Below are 17753 nucleotides of genomic sequence, written 5' to 3' on the forward strand. Positions count from 1 at the left end.
ACCCACCCGTCAAGGCCGAAAGAGAGTCCCATGCAGACGAAGCCGGCGCGTGTCCGCATCCTCGACGCCGCCCACGAGCTGATGCTCACCGTCGGACTCGCCCGCGCCACCACCAAGGAGATCGCCCGCGCCGCCGGCTGCTCCGAGGCGGCCCTCTACAAGTACTTCGACAGCAAGGAAGAGCTGTTCGTACGGGTCCTCGACGAGCGCCTGCCCCGGCTCGCCCCGCTGCTCAGCAGCCTCGCCGCCGAAGCGGGACAGGGCACCTTGGCAGAGAACCTCACCGACATCGCCCGGCAGGCGGCACTTTTCTACGAGCAGAGCTTCCCGATCGGGGCCTCCCTGTACGCCGAGACCCAGCTCAAGGAGCGTCACTACGACGCCCTGCGCGCCATCGGTTCCGGCCCGCACCTGCCCATCCAGGGCCTGGACGCCTACCTGCGTGCCGAACAGGCCGCCGGCCGGATCCGCGCCGACGCCGACACCTACGCCGCCGCCTCCCTCCTCCTGGGCGCCTGCTCCCACCGCGCGTACGCCTACGACGCCACCGAGAGCGGCCGACGGCCACCGGTGGACGAGTTCGCCGCCCGGCTCGCCGCCACGCTGCTGGGCGGACTCGCCGTCGCGGACCGGCCCTGAGGCTGGCGTCCAGCCGCCCGGCGGCGCGGCGGGCACCCGGTCGGGATGCCCGTCTGCTTCCCGGCCCGGCCGTCCCCCGCCCGGTTCAGGCGGCCGGACGCGCCAGCCAGTCGTCCACGTCGGCCAGCAGCCGCTCCCTGACCTTCTCCGGGGCGGCGGAGCCCCGCACCGACTGCCGCGCCAGCTCGGCGAGTTCGGCGTCCGTGAAGCCGTGGACATGGCGGGCGATCTCGTACTGGGCGGCCAGCCGGGAGCCGAACAGCAGCGGATCGTCGGCGCCCAGGGCCAGCGGCACGCCCGCCTCGAAGAGGGTGCGCAGCGGCACGTCCTCCGGTTTCTCGTACACGCCGAGCGCCACGTTCGAGGCCGGGCACACCTCGCAGGTCACACCCCGGTCCGCCAGTCGCTTCAGCAATCGCGGGTCCTCGGCCGCCCGCACCCCGTGCCCGATCCGCGTGGCGTGCAGGTCGTCCAGGCAGTCCCGGACCGACGCCGGGCCGGTCAGCTCACCGCCGTGCGGGGCCGACAGCAGACCGCCCTCCCGCGCGATGTGGAAGGCCCGGTCGAAGTCCCGGGCCATGCCCCGCCGCTCGTCGTTGGAGAGCCCGAAGCCGACCACGCCCCGGTCCGCGTACCGCACCGCCAGCCGGGCCAGTGTGCGCGCGTCCAGCGGGTGCTTCATACGGTTCGCGGCGACCAGGACACGCATGCCGAGGCCGGTCTCCCGGGACGTCGTGTCCACCGCGTCGAGGATGATCTCCAGGGCCGGGATCAGCCCGCCCAGCCTGGGCGCGTACGACGTCGGATCCACCTGGATCTCCAGCCAGCCCGAGCCGTCCTTGACGTCCTCCTCGGCGGCTTCCCGGACCAGGCGCCGGATGTCCTCCGGCTCGCGCAGGCAGGAGCGCGCCGCGTCGTACAGCCGCTGGAAACGGAACCAGCCCCGCTCGTCCGTGGCGCGCAGTCTGGGCGGTTCCCCGCTGGTGAGGGCGTCCACCAGCGCCTCGGGCAGGCGTACGCCGTACTTGTCGGCCAGCTCCAGGACGGTTCCCGGCCGCATCGAGCCGGTGAAGTGCAGGTGCAGATGAGCTTTCGGCAGCTCAGAGAGGTCACGTACACGCTCCATCCCAGGATCCTGCCGTACACACCCGCCACACCGGTAGCCGTTTCCCCGTACGTGGTCTTGCTCGCACAAACGAACAGGGGCACCCCCGTTCGTCCGGGGTGCCCCTGTGTCACGGAACGGACCGCTCAGTCCCTGGCCTCCGCCAGCAGCTTCTGGATCCGGCTCACGCCCTCGACGAGGTCCTCGTCACCGAGCGCGTACGAAAGCCGCAGGTAGCCCGGCGTGCCGAAGGCCTCGCCCGGGACGACCGCGACCTCGGCCTCCTCCAGGATCAGCGCGGCCAGCTCGACGGTGTCCTGCGGGCGCCTGTCGCGGATCTCCTTGCCGAGCAGCGCCTTGACCGAGGGGTAGGCGTAGAACGCGCCCTCGGGCTCCGGGCAGAGCACGCCGTCGATCTCGTTGAGCATCCGCACGATCGTCTTACGGCGCCGGTCGAACGCCTCGCGCATCTTCGCGACGGCCTCCAGGTCACCGGAGACGGCGGCCAGGGCGGCCACCTGGGCGACGTTGGAGACGTTCGAGGTGGCGTGCGACTGCAGGTTCGTCGCGGCCTTGACGACGTCCTTCGGGCCGATGACCCAGCCCACGCGCCAGCCGGTCATGGCGTACGTCTTCGCCACGCCGTTGACCACGATGCACTTGTCGCGCAGCTCGGGCAGGAGCGCCGGCAGGGACACCGCGGCGGCGTCGCCGTAGACCAGGTGCTCGTAGATCTCGTCGGTGAGCACCCACAGGCCGTGCTCGACGGCCCAGCGGCCGATCGCCTCGGTCTCGGCCTCGGAGTACACCGCGCCGGTCGGGTTGGAGGGGGAGACGAAGAGGACGACCTTCGTCTTCTCGGTGCGCGCCGCCTCCAGCTGCTCCACCGAGACGCGGTAGCCGGTCGTCTCGTCGGCCACGACCTCCACCGGGACACCGCCGGCGAGGCGGATCGACTCCGGGTACGTCGTCCAGTACGGCGCCGGGACGATGACCTCGTCGCCCGGGTCGAGGATCGCGGCGAACGCCTCGTAGATGGCCTGCTTGCCGCCGTTGGTGATCAGGATCTGCGAGACGTCGGGCTCCCAGCCGGAGTCGCGCAGCGTCTTCGCGGCGATCGCGGACTTCAGCTCGGGCAGGCCGCCGGCCGGCGTGTAGCGGTGGTACTTCGGGTTCTTGCAGGCCTCGACGGCCGCCTCGACGATGTAGTCCGGGGTCGGGAAGTCGGGCTCACCGGCGCCGAAGCCGATCACCGGACGCCCGGCGGCCTTCAGGGCCTTGGCCTTGGCGTCCACGGCGAGGGTGGCGGACTCGGAGATCGCGCCGACTCGGGCGGAGACCCGGCGCTCGGTGGGAGGGGTTGCAGCGCTCATGCCGTCCATCGTTCCAGACCGGAAATCCCCCCGGCACATTGGTTTCACAGACTGAACAGTCAGGGGTCGATGCGTGAACAAGGGTCCGAATCCGGCCCCGGGCCAGGACGATCTTTGGCCGCGCGGTCCGGGACGGGCACTTTCTGTTCGACGCCGAGGCGTGAAACACGTACACTCTCACCTCGTTGGCCTTCGGCAGCCGCCGTCGAACCGGTGCACACCGAGCACCCGGTTGGATGCGGTACGTTGGGGGACACACAAAGGGTCGTAGCTCAATTGGTAGAGCACCGGTCTCCAAAACCGGCGGTTGGGGGTTCAAGTCCCTCCGGCCCTGCTACACACACCGCCAGGATGTGTGCGCATGTACGTACAGCAATGCACCGCCGTGCGGCTCAGAAACCGGGCGCGGCACGGCCACGACCCGGGACCAGGTGAGGACAATGACGGACGCCGTGGGCTCCATCGACACGCCTGATGCCCAGGATGAGCTGCCTGAGTCGCAGAAGAAGGCTCGCAAGGGCGGCAAGCGCGCCAAGAAGGGCCCGCTCAAGCGCCTCGCCACCTTCTATCGCCAGATCATCGCGGAACTCCGCAAGGTCGTCTGGCCGTCGCGCAACCAGCTGACTTCGTACACCACCGTGGTGATCTTCTTCGTCGCCATCATGATCGCGCTGGTGACCGTGATTGACTATGGGCTCAACCACGCGGCCAAGTACGTCTTCGGCTGAGCCAAGAGCGAAGGGCGCCGTGGCACCGGCGCCCGTTTTCGCATGTTCCACCCCTATGTATCCAGGAAGAAGCAGCCATCGTGTCTGACCCGAACCTGAACGACGACGCCACCGAGCCCCGCGGGCTGGCTGCCGAGACGGCGGATGACGAGCTCGACATCGTCGAGGGCGCGGACGAGCAGGACGAGTTCGAGGCTGCCGACGCCGAGGCGGGTGAGCCGGCCGAGGAGGCCGCCCTGCACGCCGAGGACGAGGGCGACGTGGACGTCGAGGCCGAAGCCGACGAGGACGCCGAGGACGCCGAGGCCGACACCGGCGAGGCCGACAGCGACGAGGACGCCGCCGTCGCGGAGGCCGCCGAGGAAGAGCCGGCCGCCCCGGTCGACCCGATCCAGGCCCTGCGTGAGGAGCTGCGCACCCTCCCCGGCGAGTGGTACGTCATCCACACCTACGCCGGCTACGAGAACCGCGTGAAGACCAACCTGGAGCAGCGCGCCGTCTCGCTGAACGTCGAGGACTACATCTTCCAGGCCGAGGTGCCGCAGGAAGAGGTCGTCCAGATCAAGAACGGCGACCGCAAGACGATCAAGCAGAACAAGCTGCCGGGTTACGTCCTGGTCCGCATGGACCTGACCAACGAGTCCTGGGGCGTCGTCCGCAACACCCCCGGTGTCACCGGCTTCGTCGGCAACGCCTACGACCCGTACCCGCTGACCCTGGACGAGATCGTCAAGATGCTCGCCCCGGAGGCCGAGGAGAAGGCCGCCCGCGAGGCCGCCGAGGCCGAGGGCAAGCCCGCCCCGCAGCGCAAGGTCGAGGTCCAGGTGCTGGACTTCGAGGTCGGCGACTCGGTCACCGTCACCGACGGTCCGTTCGCCACGCTCCAGGCGACCATCAACGAGATCAACCCCGACTCCAAGAAGGTCAAGGGCCTGGTGGAGATCTTCGGCCGCGAGACCCCGGTCGAGCTGTCCTTCGACCAGATCCAGAAGAACTGAGCACGTCCTCCGAGAGCGCCCCGCCGGTGAGCACCGGGCCGGGGCGCTCTCGCCGTGTCCGGCCCGCCGTCGTCGGCACGGTGGCCGCACTCGCGTCGCTGGCGCTGGCGTACGCCGTCTTCTTCCCGGCCGCCCGGCTGCGCATCGAGCTGCGCGGCGCGGAGCGGACCGCGGCCACGTTCCACGACGGAGCCTGCTTCGTCGGCGGCTGCGCGGTCACCTACCCCTTCGCGGGGGAGCAGGTGACCGCCGGCCTCCCGGTCGGCACGCGTGCGGGCGGCCACGCCGAGGGCGACACCGTGTACGTGCGCTCGGCCCCCGGCGAGCCGGAGCGGGTCGTGCTCGCCGCGGACACCGGCCGGGGGACCGTGGCCGCGCTGCTCGCGGTGCCCGGGGGCGCGACCCTGCTCGCGCTGCTCGCAGGAGCCGTGCGCATACGGCGCGACCGGCGGTCCGAGCCCCCCGCGCAGGCCGCCTGACCTGGGCGATTTCTGGTCCGGAGGGCACAGCGGCTATCGTTGTGCGGTATGCCATCTGTGGGATCGTGCAACGGCATGAATCCGGATGACGCGGATGGCAGTCAACCTCTCAGTAAGGACCCGGAGAGAGCATGCCTCCCAAGAAGAAGAAGGTCACGGGGCTTATCAAGCTCCAGATCCAGGCCGGCGCGGCCAACCCGGCTCCGCCGGTCGGCCCCGCGCTGGGTCAGCACGGCGTCAACATCATGGAGTTCTGCAAGGCCTACAACGCCGCGACCGAGTCGCAGCGCGGTTGGGTCATCCCGGTGGAGATCACGGTCTACGAGGACCGTTCCTTCACCTTCATCACCAAGACTCCGCCGGCCGCGAAGATGATCCTCAAGGCCGCGGGCGTCGAGAAGGGCTCCGGCGAGCCGCACAAGACCAAGGTCGCCAAGATCACCGAGGCGCAGGTCCGCGAGATCGCCCAGACCAAGATGCCCGACCTGAACGCGAACGACCTGGACGCCGCGGCGAAGATCATCGCCGGTACCGCGCGCTCCATGGGCGTCACGGTCGAGGGCTGAACCCCACCAGTAGTCATGCGGCCGTAGCCGGTCGCACGTGGCAGGGCCTGCTCGGCCCGTACCACGACTCCTTTCAGAACACACAGGAGCAGTTGTGAGCAAGCGCAGCAAGGCTCTCCGCGCTGCGGACGCCAAGATCGACCGGGAGAAGCTGTACGCCCCGCTCGAGGCCGTCCGTCTCGCCAAGGAGACCTCCACGACCAAGTTCGACGGCACCGTCGAGGTCGCCTTCCGCCTGGGTGTCGACCCGCGCAAGGCCGACCAGATGGTCCGTGGCACCGTGAACCTTCCGCACGGCACCGGCAAGACCGCCCGGGTCCTGGTCTTCGCGACCGGTGACCGTGCTGCGGCCGCGGAGGCCGCGGGCGCCGACATCGTCGGCTCCGACGAACTGATCGACGAGGTGGCGAAGGGCCGTCTGGACTTCGACGCCGTCGTCGCCACCCCGGACCTCATGGGCAAGGTCGGCCGCCTCGGCCGCGTCCTCGGCCCGCGTGGTCTGATGCCGAACCCGAAGACCGGCACCGTCACCCCCGACGTCGCCAAGGCCGTCACCGACATCAAGGGCGGCAAGATCGAGTTCCGCGTCGACAAGCACTCGAACCTGCACTTCATCATCGGCAAGGCGTCCTTCGACGACGTCAAGCTGGTGGAGAACTACGGCGCCGCGCTGGAGGAGATCCTCCGTCTGAAGCCGTCCGCCGCCAAGGGGCGCTACATCAAGAAGGCCGCCATCACCACCACGATGGGCCCCGGCATCCCGGTCGACCCGAACCGCACCCGTAACCTCCTCGTCGAGGAGGACCCGGCCGCCGTCTGAGCCCTGCGCTCACCCCGGTAGCCGCGTCAGGTACGCGTAAGGAAAAGGGCGGGCCCTGGAACCCTGGAGGTTCCGGGCCCGTCCTTTCTTTGTGCGACCTTTCGCACGACTGTCAGCGGCCTGGGCTACGGTGCAGGCACAGGACACGCATTAGGGGTGGGAGTAGATGAAGAGCACAACCGTGCGCCGTGCGACCCTTTCCATAGCGGTGGTGGCCGCGCTGACCGGAGTGGCCGCCTGCGGCTCCTCCGGCTCCGACAAGGGTGGCGACAAGGCGGCCGGCAAGACCGCGATCAACGTCAGTCCCATCGCCGCCCTGCGCTCCGCCGAGAAGTCGACCGACAAGGCCGAGTCGGCCAAGGTGCGCTCCACCACATCCGTCGGCGACCTCATGGCGATGACCGCGAACGGCGCCCTCACCTGGGACGACGGCCTCAAGGGCACCCTCACCATCACGTACACCGGCGGCCAGATGGCCGAGATGATGAAGAAGGCCGGCACCGAGTCGATGGAGGCCCGGTATCTGCCGGACGCCTACTACGCGCACATGAGCGACGCCTACGCCCAGCACACCGGCGGCAAGCACTGGCTCAAGTACTCGTACGACGACCTCGCCAAGCTCGGCGGCGCCTCCGGTTCGTACATGAAGGACCAGATCCAGAACGCCACGCCGAACCAGTCCGTGAAGATGCTGCTGGCCTCCGGCGACGTCAAGAAGGTCGGCGAGGAGAAGATCTCCGGCGTCGACACGACCCACTACTCGGGCACGGTGAACGTCGCCGACCTCGCCGGCAAGACCAGCAACCTCAGCGCGGACCAGCTGGCGGCCCTGAAGAAGCAGCTCAGCCAGGCGGGCGTCACCACGGACACCGTCGACCTCTGGATCAACGACCAGGACCTGCTGGTCAAGAAGTCCGAGAAGGCCGACACGGCCAACGGCCTCATGACCAACACGTCGTTCTACACCGACTACGGCGTCAAGGTCACCGCCGAGGCACCTCCGGCCGGTGACACCAAGGACTTCGCGGACATGATGAAGTCCGGCGGCATGGCGGCGGGCGGCACCGGCACCGCCTCCTGAGCCCCGCGCCACCCCGGCGGCCCCTGAGGGGCGCTCGCGATCCCGCGTCGGCCGCGGAGCCCACGCGGACCGGGCGTTCCCGGGGTGGCACCCACAGTCTCCTGCCGGCCGCGGACGGTCCGATTTGCTCGGTGGCGCCCCGGTCCCTTACTCTCTTCGAGAAGCCAAAGACCGCTGGTCGTTGCCGCTCGCTCGAACGAGGGTGCGGTGGCCGAAGGATCCGCTGAAAAGTGGGCGACCCGCGCAGGTGAATGTGGAAGAACTCCCGGAGTGCGCGCCAAGCGCGTGTGCGTCGGTCGAGTCCGCCCCGTGCGCCTGCGCCGGGGCGTTTCGTTTTGCCCAGTCCTCCTTCGGGTCCGCGCGGTCCGAATCACCCGGAAGGAGGCCGAGGCTCTATGGCGAGGCCCGACAAGGCTGCCGCGGTTGCGGAGCTGACGGACAAGTTCCGCAGCTCCAACGCCGCCGTGCTGACCGAGTACCGCGGTCTCACCGTGGCGCAGCTCAAGACGCTGCGCCGGTCGCTCGGTGAGAACGCCCAGTACGCCGTGGTGAAGAACACGCTGACCAAGATTGCGGCCAACGAGGCCGGGATCACGCTGGACGACCAGCTCTTCGCTGGTCCGACGGCCGTCGCCTTCGTCACCGGTGACCCGGTGGAGTCGGCGAAGGGTCTCCGTGACTTCGCCAAGGACAACCCGAATCTCGTCATCAAGGGCGGTGTCCTTGACGGCAAGGCGCTGTCCGCCGACGAGATCAAGAAGCTTGCGGACCTCGAGTCCCGCGAGGTTCTGCTCAGCAAGCTGGCCGGTGCCTTCAAGGCGAAGCAGTCCCAGGCTGCCTCCGTCTTCCAGGCGCTGCCGTCGAAGCTCGTCCGCACCGTGGACGCGCTGCGCGCCAAGCAGGCCGAGCAGGGCGGTGCCGAGTAATTCGGCTCGCTTTCTGACCCGTACCACCGGTACAGGTCGCAGCGGGCCGACGTACGCCCGCCATACCCAGTACATCCGGCACCTGCCGATATGAGTGGAAGGACCGCCAACATGGCGAAGCTCACCCAGGACGAGCTGCTTGCCCAGTTCGAGGAGATGACCCTCATCGAGCTCTCCGAGTTCGTGAAGGCCTTCGAGGACAAGTTCGACGTCACCGCCGCCGCTGCCGCCCCGGTCGTCGTGGCCGGCGCCGGCGCTGGTGCCGGTGCCGCCGAGGCCGAGGAGGAGAAGGACGAGTTCGACGTCATCCTCACCGGCGCCGGCGACAAGAAGATCCAGGTCATCAAGGTCGTGCGTGAGCTGACCTCGCTCGGCCTGAAGGAGGCCAAGGACCTCGTGGACGGCGCCCCGAAGCCCGTCCTCGAGAAGGTCGCCAAGGACGCCGCCGAGAAGGCCGCCGAGTCCCTCAAGGGCGCCGGCGCCTCCGTCGAGGTCAAGTAAGACCTCACGGGTCCGCCAGGGCTCGAACGCGTGCTGAACGCGGCCTCGCGGGGCGCTGAAGCCGGCGCCCTCAGGCTGTAACGCGAACGCACCGAAGAGCGATCATCCATCCGGGTGGTCGCTCTTCGGCGTATCCGGAGGACCGACCGCGGTTGCCTTGCGCTCGCCACGGCGAGGGGTATGGTGATCTTCGTTGTGCCACCGGACGGCCTGCTTCCGGCAGGGGGGCCTTGACGAACCGTACGCAGCGCGCAATTCTCAGGACGCGTCGTCACAAGGATCCGAATCCGAGGCATGGATCGACGGCGAAGAGGGCAGTATCAACGTGCGTTGAGGGCAGCAGGCCGAGAGCGTTGACAGCAAGGGTGTTGAGCACAACGAGGGTCTTCGAAAACCCGCACTGGACATCAGTGTGCCAAGTGGCTACACTGACCCTTTGCGCTGCCTGTTAGCTGTCCCCTGCCCGTCACCAGGGGTCTGCCCTCACTTGAGTACAGTCGACCGATCCCCTTTGACCTGGGGTTTCCGTCCCTGTGCACGGAGAGGGACCGGTACGCGCGTAGTGAGTCCGAGCCCTCGGAAGGACCCCCTCTTGGCCGCCTCGCGCACTGCCTCGACCGCGAATACGAACAACGGCGCCAGCACCGCCCCGCTGCGCATCTCCTTTGCAAAGATCAAGGAGCCCCTCGAGGTTCCGAACCTGCTCGCGCTGCAGACCGAGAGCTTTGACTGGCTGCTCGGCAACACCGCTTGGCAGACTCGGGTCGAGGAGGCTCTGGAGAACGGTCAGGACGTCCCCACCAAGTCCGGTCTGGAGGAGATCTTCGAGGAGATCTCCCCGATCGAGGACTTCTCCGGGTCGATGTCGCTGACGTTCCGGGACCACCGCTTCGAGCCGCCGAAGAACTCGATCGACGAGTGCAAGGAGCGCGACTTCACGTACGCCGCCCCGCTCTTCGTCACCGCAGAGTTCACCAACAACGAGACCGGTGAGATCAAGTCCCAGACGGTCTTCATGGGCGACTTCCCGCTCATGACGAACAAGGGCACCTTCGTCATCAACGGCACCGAGCGTGTCGTGGTGTCTCAGCTGGTCCGTTCCCCCGGTGTCTACTTCGACTCCTCTATCGACAAGACGTCCGACAAGGACATTTTCTCCGCCAAGATCATCCCGTCCCGGGGTGCCTGGCTGGAGATGGAGATCGACAAGCGTGACATGGTCGGTGTCCGCATCGACCGCAAGCGCAAGCAGTCGGTCACCGTGCTGCTCAAGGCGCTCGGCTGGACGACCGAGCAGATCCTCGAGGAGTTCGGCGACTACGAGTCGATGCGCGCCACCCTGGAGAAGGACCACACCCAGGGCCAGGACGACGCGCTGCTCGACATCTACCGCAAGCTGCGCCCGGGCGAGCCCCCCACGCGTGAGGCCGCGCAGACGCTGCTGGAGAACCTCTACTTCAACCCCAAGCGCTACGACCTCGCCAAGGTCGGCCGTTACAAGGTCAACAAGAAGCTGGGTGCGGACGCTCCGCTCGACGCGGGCATCCTGACCGTCGAGGACATCATCTCGACGATCAAGTACCTGGTGCAGCTGCACGCCGGCGAGACCGAGACCACCGGTGACAGCGGTGACACGATCGTCGTCGAGACCGACGACATCGACCACTTCGGCAACCGTCGTCTGCGCAGCGTCGGCGAGCTCATCCAGAACCAGGTCCGTACGGGTCTGGCGCGTATGGAGCGTGTCGTCCGCGAGCGGATGACGACCCAGGACGTCGAGGCGATCACGCCGCAGACCCTGATCAACATCCGGCCGGTCGTCGCCTCCATCAAGGAGTTCTTCGGCACCAGCCAGCTGTCGCAGTTCATGGACCAGAACAACCCGCTGTCGGGTCTCACCCACAAGCGCCGTCTGTCGGCGCTTGGCCCGGGTGGTCTCTCCCGTGAGCGGGCCGGCTTCGAGGTCCGTGACGTGCACCCCTCGCACTACGGCCGTATGTGCCCGATCGAGACGCCTGAAGGCCCGAACATCGGTCTGATCGGCTCGCTCGCCTCCTACGGTCGCGTCAACGCGTTCGGTTTCGTCGAGACCCCGTACCGCAAGGTCATCGACGGCCAGGTCACCGACGAGGTCGACTACCTGACCGCCGACGAGGAGGACCGCTTCGTCATCGCGCAGGCCAACGCCACGCTCAACGACGAACTCCGGTTCGCCGAGGCGCGTGTCCTGGTCCGCCGTCGTGGCGGCGAGGTCGACTACGTCAGCCCCGAGGACGTCGACTACATGGACGTCTCGCCGCGCCAGATGGTGTCGGTCGCGACCGCCATGATCCCGTTCCTCGAGCACGACGACGCCAACCGTGCCCTCATGGGCGCGAACATGATGCGGCAGGCCGTGCCGCTGATCAAGTCCGAGGCGCCGCTCGTCGGCACCGGCATGGAGTACCGCTCCGCGGTCGACGCCGGCGACGTGGTCAAGGCCGAGAAGGACGGTGTGGTCCAGGAGGTCTCCGCGGACTACATCACCACCGCCAACGACGACGGCACGTACATCACGTACCGCCTGGCCAAGTTCTCCCGGTCCAACCAGGGCACCTCGGTCAACCAGAAGGTCATCGTCAACGAGGGCGACCGGATCATCACGGGCCAGGTGCTCGCGGACGGCCCGGCCACCCAGAACGGCGAGATGGCCCTCGGCAAGAACCTGCTCGTGGCGTTCATGCCGTGGGAGGGTCACAACTACGAGGACGCGATCATCCTGTCGCAGCGCCTCGTGCAGGACGACGTCCTCTCCTCGATCCACATCGAGGAGCACGAGGTCGACGCCCGTGACACCAAGCTCGGCCCCGAGGAGATCACCCGGGACATCCCGAACGTCTCCGAGGAGGTCCTCGCCGACCTCGACGAGCGCGGCATCATCCGTATCGGTGCCGAGGTCATCGCCGGCGACATCCTCGTCGGCAAGGTGACCCCGAAGGGTGAGACCGAGCTGACCCCCGAGGAGCGCCTGCTGCGCGCGATCTTCGGTGAGAAGGCCCGTGAGGTCCGTGACACCTCGCTGAAGGTGCCGCACGGCGAGACCGGCAAGGTCATCGGCGTCCGCGTCTTCGACCGCGAGGAGGGCGACGAGCTTCCCCCCGGTGTGAACCAGCTGGTGCGCGTGTACGTGGCGCAGAAGCGCAAGATCACCGACGGTGACAAGCTCGCCGGCCGGCACGGCAACAAGGGTGTCATCTCCAAGATCCTGCCGATCGAGGACATGCCGTTCCTGGAGGACGGCACCCCGGTCGACATCATCCTCAACCCGCTGGGTGTGCCGTCCCGAATGAACCCGGGACAGGTGCTGGAGATCCACCTCGGCTGGCTCGCCAGCCGCGGCTGGGACGTCTCCGGCCTCGGCGAGGACTGGGCGGAGCGCCTGCAGGTCATCGGCGCCGACCAGGTCGCCCCGGGCACCAACGTCGCCACCCCGGTGTTCGACGGCGCCCGGGAGGACGAGCTCGCGGGTCTGCTGCAGCACACCATCCCGAACCGCGACGGCGAGCGCATGGTGCAGCCGACCGGCAAGGCGAGGCTGTTCGACGGCCGCTCCGGTGAGCCGTTCCCGGACCCGATCTCCATCGGGTACATGTACATCCTGAAGCTGCACCACCTGGTCGACGACAAGCTGCACGCCCGTTCGACCGGTCCGTACTCGATGATCACCCAGCAGCCGCTGGGTGGTAAGGCCCAGTTCGGTGGCCAGCGCTTCGGTGAGATGGAGGTGTGGGCGCTGGAGGCTTACGGCGCCGCCTACGCCCTCCAGGAGCTGCTGACCATCAAGTCCGACGACGTCACCGGCCGCGTGAAGGTCTACGAGGCCATCGTCAAGGGCGAAAACATCCCCGAGCCCGGCATCCCCGAGTCCTTCAAGGTGCTCATCAAGGAGATGCAGTCTCTGTGCCTCAACGTGGAGGTGCTGTCCTCGGACGGCATGTCCATCGAGATGCGCGACACCGACGAGGACGTCTTCCGCGCTGCGGAGGAGCTCGGCATCGACCTGTCCCGGCGCGAGCCGAGCAGCGTCGAAGAGGTCTGACGGGAGTCCGGCGGGGCCCTCACTCATGAGGGCCCCGTCGACCCCCAGGCCCCCGTATCAGACCAAAGACTTTCGACCCTGAGAGGGATTGACGCATAGTGCTCGACGTCAACTTCTTCGACGAGCTCCGGATCGGCCTGGCCACCGCTGACGACATCCGTCAGTGGAGCCACGGCGAGGTCAAGAAGCCCGAGACGATCAACTACCGCACGCTCAAGCCGGAAAAGGACGGACTCTTCTGCGAGAAGATCTTCGGTCCGACCCGGGACTGGGAGTGCTACTGCGGCAAGTACAAGCGCGTCCGCTTCAAGGGCATCATCTGTGAGCGCTGTGGCGTCGAGGTCACCCGCGCCAAGGTGCGCCGTGAGCGGATGGGCCACATCGAGCTCGCCGCGCCCGTCACGCACATCTGGTACTTCAAGGGTGTCCCCTCGCGCCTGGGCTACCTGCTCGACCTGGCGCCGAAGGACCTCGAGAAGGTCATCTACTTCGCCGCATACATGATCACGTACGTGGACGAGGAGCGCCGTACCCGCGACCTGCCCTCCCTGGAGGCGCACGTCTCGGTCGAGCGTCAGCAGATCGAGAACCGCCGCGACTCCGACCTGGAGGCCCGCGCCAAGAAGCTCGAGACCGACCTGGCCGAGCTGGAGGCCGAGGGCGCCAAGGCCGACGTGCGCCGCAAGGTGCGCGAGGGTGCCGAGCGCGAGATGAAGCAGCTGCGCGACCGCGCGCAGCGCGAGATCGACCGCCTCGACGAGGTGTGGAACCGCTTCAAGAACCTCAAGGTCCAGGACCTCGAGGGCGACGAGCTGCTCTACCGCGAGCTGCGTGACCGCTTCGGCACGTACTTCGACGGCTCGATGGGTGCCGCGGCGCTGCAGAAGCGCCTGGAGTCCTTCGACCTCGACGAGGAGGCCGAGCGCCTCCGCGAGATCATCCGCACCGGCAAGGGCCAGAAGAAGACCCGTGCGCTCAAGCGCCTGAAGGTCGTCTCCGCGTTCCTGCAGACCAGCAACAGCCCCAAGGGCATGGTGCTGGACTGCGTGCCGGTCATCCCGCCGGACCTGCGTCCGATGGTGCAGCTGGACGGTGGCCGCTTCGCGACCTCCGACCTGAACGACCTGTACCGCCGCGTGATCAACCGCAACAACCGTCTGAAGCGCCTTCTCGACCTCGGTGCGCCCGAGATCATCGTGAACAACGAGAAGCGCATGCTCCAGGAGGCCGTCGACGCGCTCTTCGACAACGGCCGTCGTGGTCGCCCGGTCACGGGCCCCGGCAACCGTCCGCTGAAGTCGCTGTCCGACATGCTCAAGGGCAAGCAGGGTCGTTTCCGTCAGAACCTGCTCGGTAAGCGAGTCGACTACTCGGCGCGTTCCGTCATCGTCGTCGGCCCGCAGCTGAAGCTGCACCAGTGCGGTCTGCCCAAGGCCATGGCGCTGGAGCTGTTCAAGCCGTTCGTGATGAAGCGTCTGGTCGACCTGAACCACGCGCAGAACATCAAGAGCGCCAAGCGCATGGTGGAGCGCGGCCGTACGGTCGTGTACGACGTCCTCGAAGAGGTCATCGCCGAGCACCCGGTTCTGCTGAACCGTGCTCCCACCCTGCACCGCCTCGGCATCCAGGCCTTCGAGCCGCAGCTGGTCGAGGGCAAGGCCATCCAGATCCACCCGCTCGTCTGCACCGCGTTCAACGCGGACTTCGACGGTGACCAGATGGCCGTGCACCTGCCGCTGTCCGCGGAGGCGCAGGCCGAGGCCCGCATCCTGATGCTGTCCTCGAACAACATCCTCAAGCCGGCCGACGGCCGCCCGGTGACGATGCCGACCCAGGACATGGTCCTCGGTCTGTTCTTCCTCACCACCGACGGCGAACTGCGTGACACCAAGGGCGAGGGCCGCGCGTTCGGCTCCACGGCCGAGGCGATCATGGCGTTCGACGCCGGCGAGCTGGCGCTGCAGTCGCAGATCGACATCCGCTTCCCGGTGGGCACCATCCCGCCGCGCGGCTGGATGCCGCCGGCGCGCGAGGAGGGCGAGCCCGAGTGGCAGCAGGGTGACTCGTTCCGCCTGCGCACGACGCTGGGCCGCGCGCTCTTCAACGAGCTGCTCCCCGAGGACTACCCGTTCGTCGACTACTCGGTGGGCAAGAAGCAGCTCTCCGAGATCGTCAACGACCTGGCCGAGCGTTACCCCAAGGTCATCGTGGCGGCGACGCTCGACAACCTGAAGGCGTCCGGCTTCTACTGGGCGACCCGTTCCGGTGTCACCGTGGCCATCTCCGACGTCGTCGTTCCCGAGGCGAAGAAGGAGATCGTCCGCGGCTACGAGGCGCAGGACGAGAAGGTCCAGAAGCAGTACGAGCGCGGTCTGATCACCAAGGAAGAGCGCACTCAGGAGCTCATCGCGATCTGGACCAAGGCGACCAACGAGGTTGCCGAGGCGATGAACGAGAACTTCCCCAAGACCAACCCCATCTTCATGATGGTTGACTCGGGTGCCCGAGGAAACATGATGCAGATGCGGCAGATCGCCGGTATGCGTGGTCTGGTGTCGAACGCGAAGAACGAGACCATCCCGCGTCCGATCAAGGCGTCCTTCCGTGAGGGCCTGTCCGTGCTGGAGTACTTCATCTCCACGCACGGTGCCCGTAAGGGTCTGGCGGACACCGCTCTGCGTACCGCCGACTCGGGTTACCTCACCCGTCGTCTGGTGGACGTCTCGCAGGACGTCATCATCCGCGAGGAGGACTGCGGCACCGAGCGTGGCCTCAAGCTCCACATCGCGGAGCGCGGCGCGGACGGCGTGCTGCGCAAGGCGGACGACGTCGAGACGTCCGTGTACGCGCGCTGCCTCGCCGAGGACATCGTCGTCGACGGCAAGGTGCTGGCCCCGGCCGGCACCGACCTGGGCGACGTGCTCATCGACGAGCTGGTCAAGAACGGCGTCTCGGAGGTCAAGACCCGCTCGGTCCTGACCTGTGAGTCCGCCGTCGGCACCTGCGCGATGTGCTACGGCCGTTCGCTGGCCACCGGCAAGCTGGTCGACATCGGTGAGGCGGTCGGCATCATCGCCGCCCAGTCCATCGGTGAGCCCGGTACCCAGCTGACGATGCGTACCTTCCACACCGGTGGTGTGGCGGGTGACGACATCACCCAGGGTCTGCCCCGTGTCGTCGAGCTCTTCGAGGCCCGTACCCCGAAGGGTGTCGCCCCGATCTCCGAGGCCTCCGGCCGCGTGCGGATCGAGGAGACCGAGAAGACCAAGAAGCTCGTCGTCACCCCGGACGACGGCAGCGACGAGACGGCGTTCCCGATCTCCAAGCGTGCCAAGGTCCTGGTCCGCGAGGGCGACCACGTCGAGGTGGGCCAGCAGCTCACCGTGGGTGCCACCAACCCGCACGACGTGCTGCGCATCCTGGGTCAGCGTGCCGTCCAGGTCCACCTGGTCGGTGAGGTCCAGAAGGTCTACAACTCGCAGGGTGTGTCGATTCACGACAAGCACATCGAGATCATCATCCGGCAGATGCTCCGCCGTGTGACGATCATCGAGTCGGGCGACGCGGAGCTGCTGCCCGGCGAGCTGGTCGAGCGCTCGAAGTTCGAGACCGAGAACCGTCGTGTGGTCCAGGAGGGCGGTCACCCGGCCTCCGGTCGTCCGCAGCTGATGGGTATCACCAAGGCCTCGCTGGCGACGGAGTCCTGGCTGTCGGCCGCCTCCTTCCAGGAGACGACCCGAGTCCTGACGGATGCGGCGATCAACGCCAAGTCCGACAGCCTCATCGGCCTCAAGGAGAACGTCATCATCGGTAAGCTCATCCCGGCCGGTACGGGTCTGTCCCGCTACCGCAACATCCGGGTCGAGCCGACCGAGGAGGCCAAGGCCGCGATGTACTCGGCCGTCGGCTACGACGACATCGACTACTCGCCGTTCGGCACGGGCTCCGGCCAGGCCGTTCCGCTGGAGGACTACGACTACGGTCCGTACAACCAGTAAGCGAGCAGCTTGAGGGGCGGCCACTCCATGCCGGGGTGGCCGCCCCTCGGCGTTGTCCGGCGCTTCGCCGTGCGCTCGCGCCGGCCCGCCTGGCACGGTCACAGGGGCCGCCCCCGCACGGGGCACGGAGGCGGGGCCTGGCGCGGTCACAGGGGCTGCCGTACGAGGGGCCTGGCGCGGTCACAGGGGCTTGCCGTACCGGCCTCTGGGGGGTTGGGCCTGTGGAGTGACGCTGACGCTCTCCGGTGGCGTTCAGGGGCTGTCGTCGCCGGGCGGCGGTGGGGGCGGTGTGGTGGCCGCCGATGTGCGCGGACGGGGTATTCGAAGATCACCTAGCGAGCGGGGACTTGACATGTTTCGCTGGAGGGAGCCCCCGAGCCCCATTTGTTTTGACCGCAGCGTATGAGGTAGGTACGCTCAGACCTTGTGCCTGGGGTGTGCCCTGGCTCCTGTGCGTGCCT

Annotated in this window: 13 protein-coding genes and 1 tRNA gene; 12 read left to right on the forward strand and 2 right to left on the reverse strand. The window is 67.9% G+C overall.

The window, feature by feature from the left end:
• The first annotated feature begins 30 nt into the window (after positions 1-30).
• Entirely contained in the window at positions 31-639 is a 609-nt protein-coding gene (locus tag ACIGYR_RS24825; protein WP_391839782.1) for a TetR/AcrR family transcriptional regulator, read from the forward strand.
• Between the two features lie 85 nt (positions 640-724).
• Here the strand turns inward: ACIGYR_RS24825 and ACIGYR_RS24830 are convergent, their stop codons facing one another.
• Together ACIGYR_RS24830 and ACIGYR_RS24835 are read right to left on the reverse strand one after the other, a co-directional pair.
• Positions 725-1765: an adenosine deaminase gene (locus ACIGYR_RS24830; protein WP_399596872.1), complete on the reverse strand. Its 1041-nt coding sequence runs from the start codon at positions 1763-1765 to the stop codon at positions 725-727.
• Positions 1766-1890: 125 nt separating this feature from the next.
• Positions 1891-3117, reverse strand: coding sequence for a pyridoxal phosphate-dependent aminotransferase (locus tag ACIGYR_RS24835; protein WP_399596875.1), 1227 nt, complete (start codon positions 3115-3117; stop codon positions 1891-1893).
• 261 nt (positions 3118-3378) lie between these two features.
• Here ACIGYR_RS24835 and ACIGYR_RS24840 point away from each other — a divergent pair.
• The 11 genes from ACIGYR_RS24840 (at position 3379) to ACIGYR_RS24890 (ending at position 17292) form a co-directional block, all read left to right on the forward strand.
• A tRNA-Trp gene (locus tag ACIGYR_RS24840) sits at positions 3379-3451 on the forward strand.
• A gap of 106 nt (positions 3452-3557) precedes the next feature.
• On the forward strand, positions 3558-3845 hold the full coding sequence (secE, locus tag ACIGYR_RS24845) for a preprotein translocase subunit SecE (RefSeq protein WP_391839787.1): 288 nt from the start codon (positions 3558-3560) through the stop codon (positions 3843-3845).
• An 80-nt stretch (positions 3846-3925) separates the two neighbouring features.
• Entirely contained in the window at positions 3926-4843 is a 918-nt protein-coding gene (gene nusG / locus ACIGYR_RS24850) for a transcription termination/antitermination protein NusG (RefSeq protein ID WP_399596879.1), read from the forward strand.
• An 80-nt stretch (positions 4844-4923) separates the two neighbouring features.
• The gene (locus ACIGYR_RS24855; RefSeq protein ID WP_399596882.1) at positions 4924-5322 is read left to right on the forward strand and encodes a hypothetical protein; all 399 of its coding nucleotides are present in this window, start codon (positions 4924-4926) and stop codon (positions 5320-5322) included.
• Positions 5323-5453: 131 nt separating this feature from the next.
• Positions 5454-5888, forward strand: coding sequence for a 50S ribosomal protein L11 (gene rplK, locus ACIGYR_RS24860; RefSeq protein WP_055493153.1), 435 nt, complete (start codon positions 5454-5456; stop codon positions 5886-5888).
• Between the two features lie 94 nt (positions 5889-5982).
• Complete coding sequence (gene rplA / locus ACIGYR_RS24865) at positions 5983-6708, forward strand: 50S ribosomal protein L1 (protein ID WP_391839792.1); 726 nt, start codon at positions 5983-5985, stop codon at positions 6706-6708.
• Between the two features lie 166 nt (positions 6709-6874).
• Complete coding sequence (locus ACIGYR_RS24870) at positions 6875-7789, forward strand: hypothetical protein (RefSeq protein WP_391839794.1); 915 nt, start codon at positions 6875-6877, stop codon at positions 7787-7789.
• Between the two features lie 395 nt (positions 7790-8184).
• Positions 8185-8715, forward strand: a complete 531-nt coding sequence (gene rplJ / locus ACIGYR_RS24875; protein WP_030641169.1) for a 50S ribosomal protein L10 — start codon at positions 8185-8187, stop codon at positions 8713-8715.
• Positions 8716-8826: 111 nt separating this feature from the next.
• Positions 8827-9216 carry a 50S ribosomal protein L7/L12 gene (gene rplL, locus ACIGYR_RS24880; RefSeq protein WP_353600340.1) on the forward strand — a complete coding sequence of 130 codons (390 nt, stop codon included), beginning with the start codon at positions 8827-8829 and terminating at the stop codon, positions 9214-9216.
• Positions 9217-9808: 592 nt separating this feature from the next.
• The gene (gene rpoB / locus ACIGYR_RS24885) at positions 9809-13294 is read left to right on the forward strand and encodes a DNA-directed RNA polymerase subunit beta (protein ID WP_399596889.1); all 3486 of its coding nucleotides are present in this window, start codon (positions 9809-9811) and stop codon (positions 13292-13294) included.
• A gap of 98 nt (positions 13295-13392) precedes the next feature.
• Entirely contained in the window at positions 13393-17292 is a 3900-nt protein-coding gene (locus ACIGYR_RS24890; RefSeq protein ID WP_391839798.1) for a DNA-directed RNA polymerase subunit beta', read from the forward strand.
• The last annotated feature ends 461 nt before the right edge of the window (positions 17293-17753 follow it).

This window comes from Streptomyces sp. NPDC053076 (assembly GCF_044546845.1).
Taxonomy (GTDB): Bacteria; Actinomycetota; Actinomycetes; order Streptomycetales; family Streptomycetaceae; genus Streptomyces.

Excerpts from the sequence above, each read along its gene's own strand:
- ACIGYR_RS24835 (WP_399596875.1), bottom strand. The coding sequence starts at position 3,117 with ATGAGCGCTGCAACCCCTCCCACCGAGCGCCGGGTCTCCGCCCGAGTC.
- ACIGYR_RS24870 (WP_391839794.1), top strand. The coding sequence starts at position 6,875 with ATGAAGAGCACAACCGTGCGCCGTGCGACCCTTTCCATAGCGGTGGTG.
- secE (WP_391839787.1), top strand. The coding sequence starts at position 3,558 with ATGACGGACGCCGTGGGCTCCATCGACACGCCTGATGCCCAGGATGAG.
- ACIGYR_RS24830 (WP_399596872.1), bottom strand. The coding sequence starts at position 1,765 with ATGGAGCGTGTACGTGACCTCTCTGAGCTGCCGAAAGCTCATCTGCAC.
- rplK (WP_055493153.1), top strand. The coding sequence starts at position 5,454 with ATGCCTCCCAAGAAGAAGAAGGTCACGGGGCTTATCAAGCTCCAGATC.
- ACIGYR_RS24825 (WP_391839782.1), top strand. The coding sequence starts at position 31 with ATGCAGACGAAGCCGGCGCGTGTCCGCATCCTCGACGCCGCCCACGAG.
- rplJ (WP_030641169.1), top strand. The coding sequence starts at position 8,185 with ATGGCGAGGCCCGACAAGGCTGCCGCGGTTGCGGAGCTGACGGACAAG.
- rplL (WP_353600340.1), top strand. The coding sequence starts at position 8,827 with ATGGCGAAGCTCACCCAGGACGAGCTGCTTGCCCAGTTCGAGGAGATG.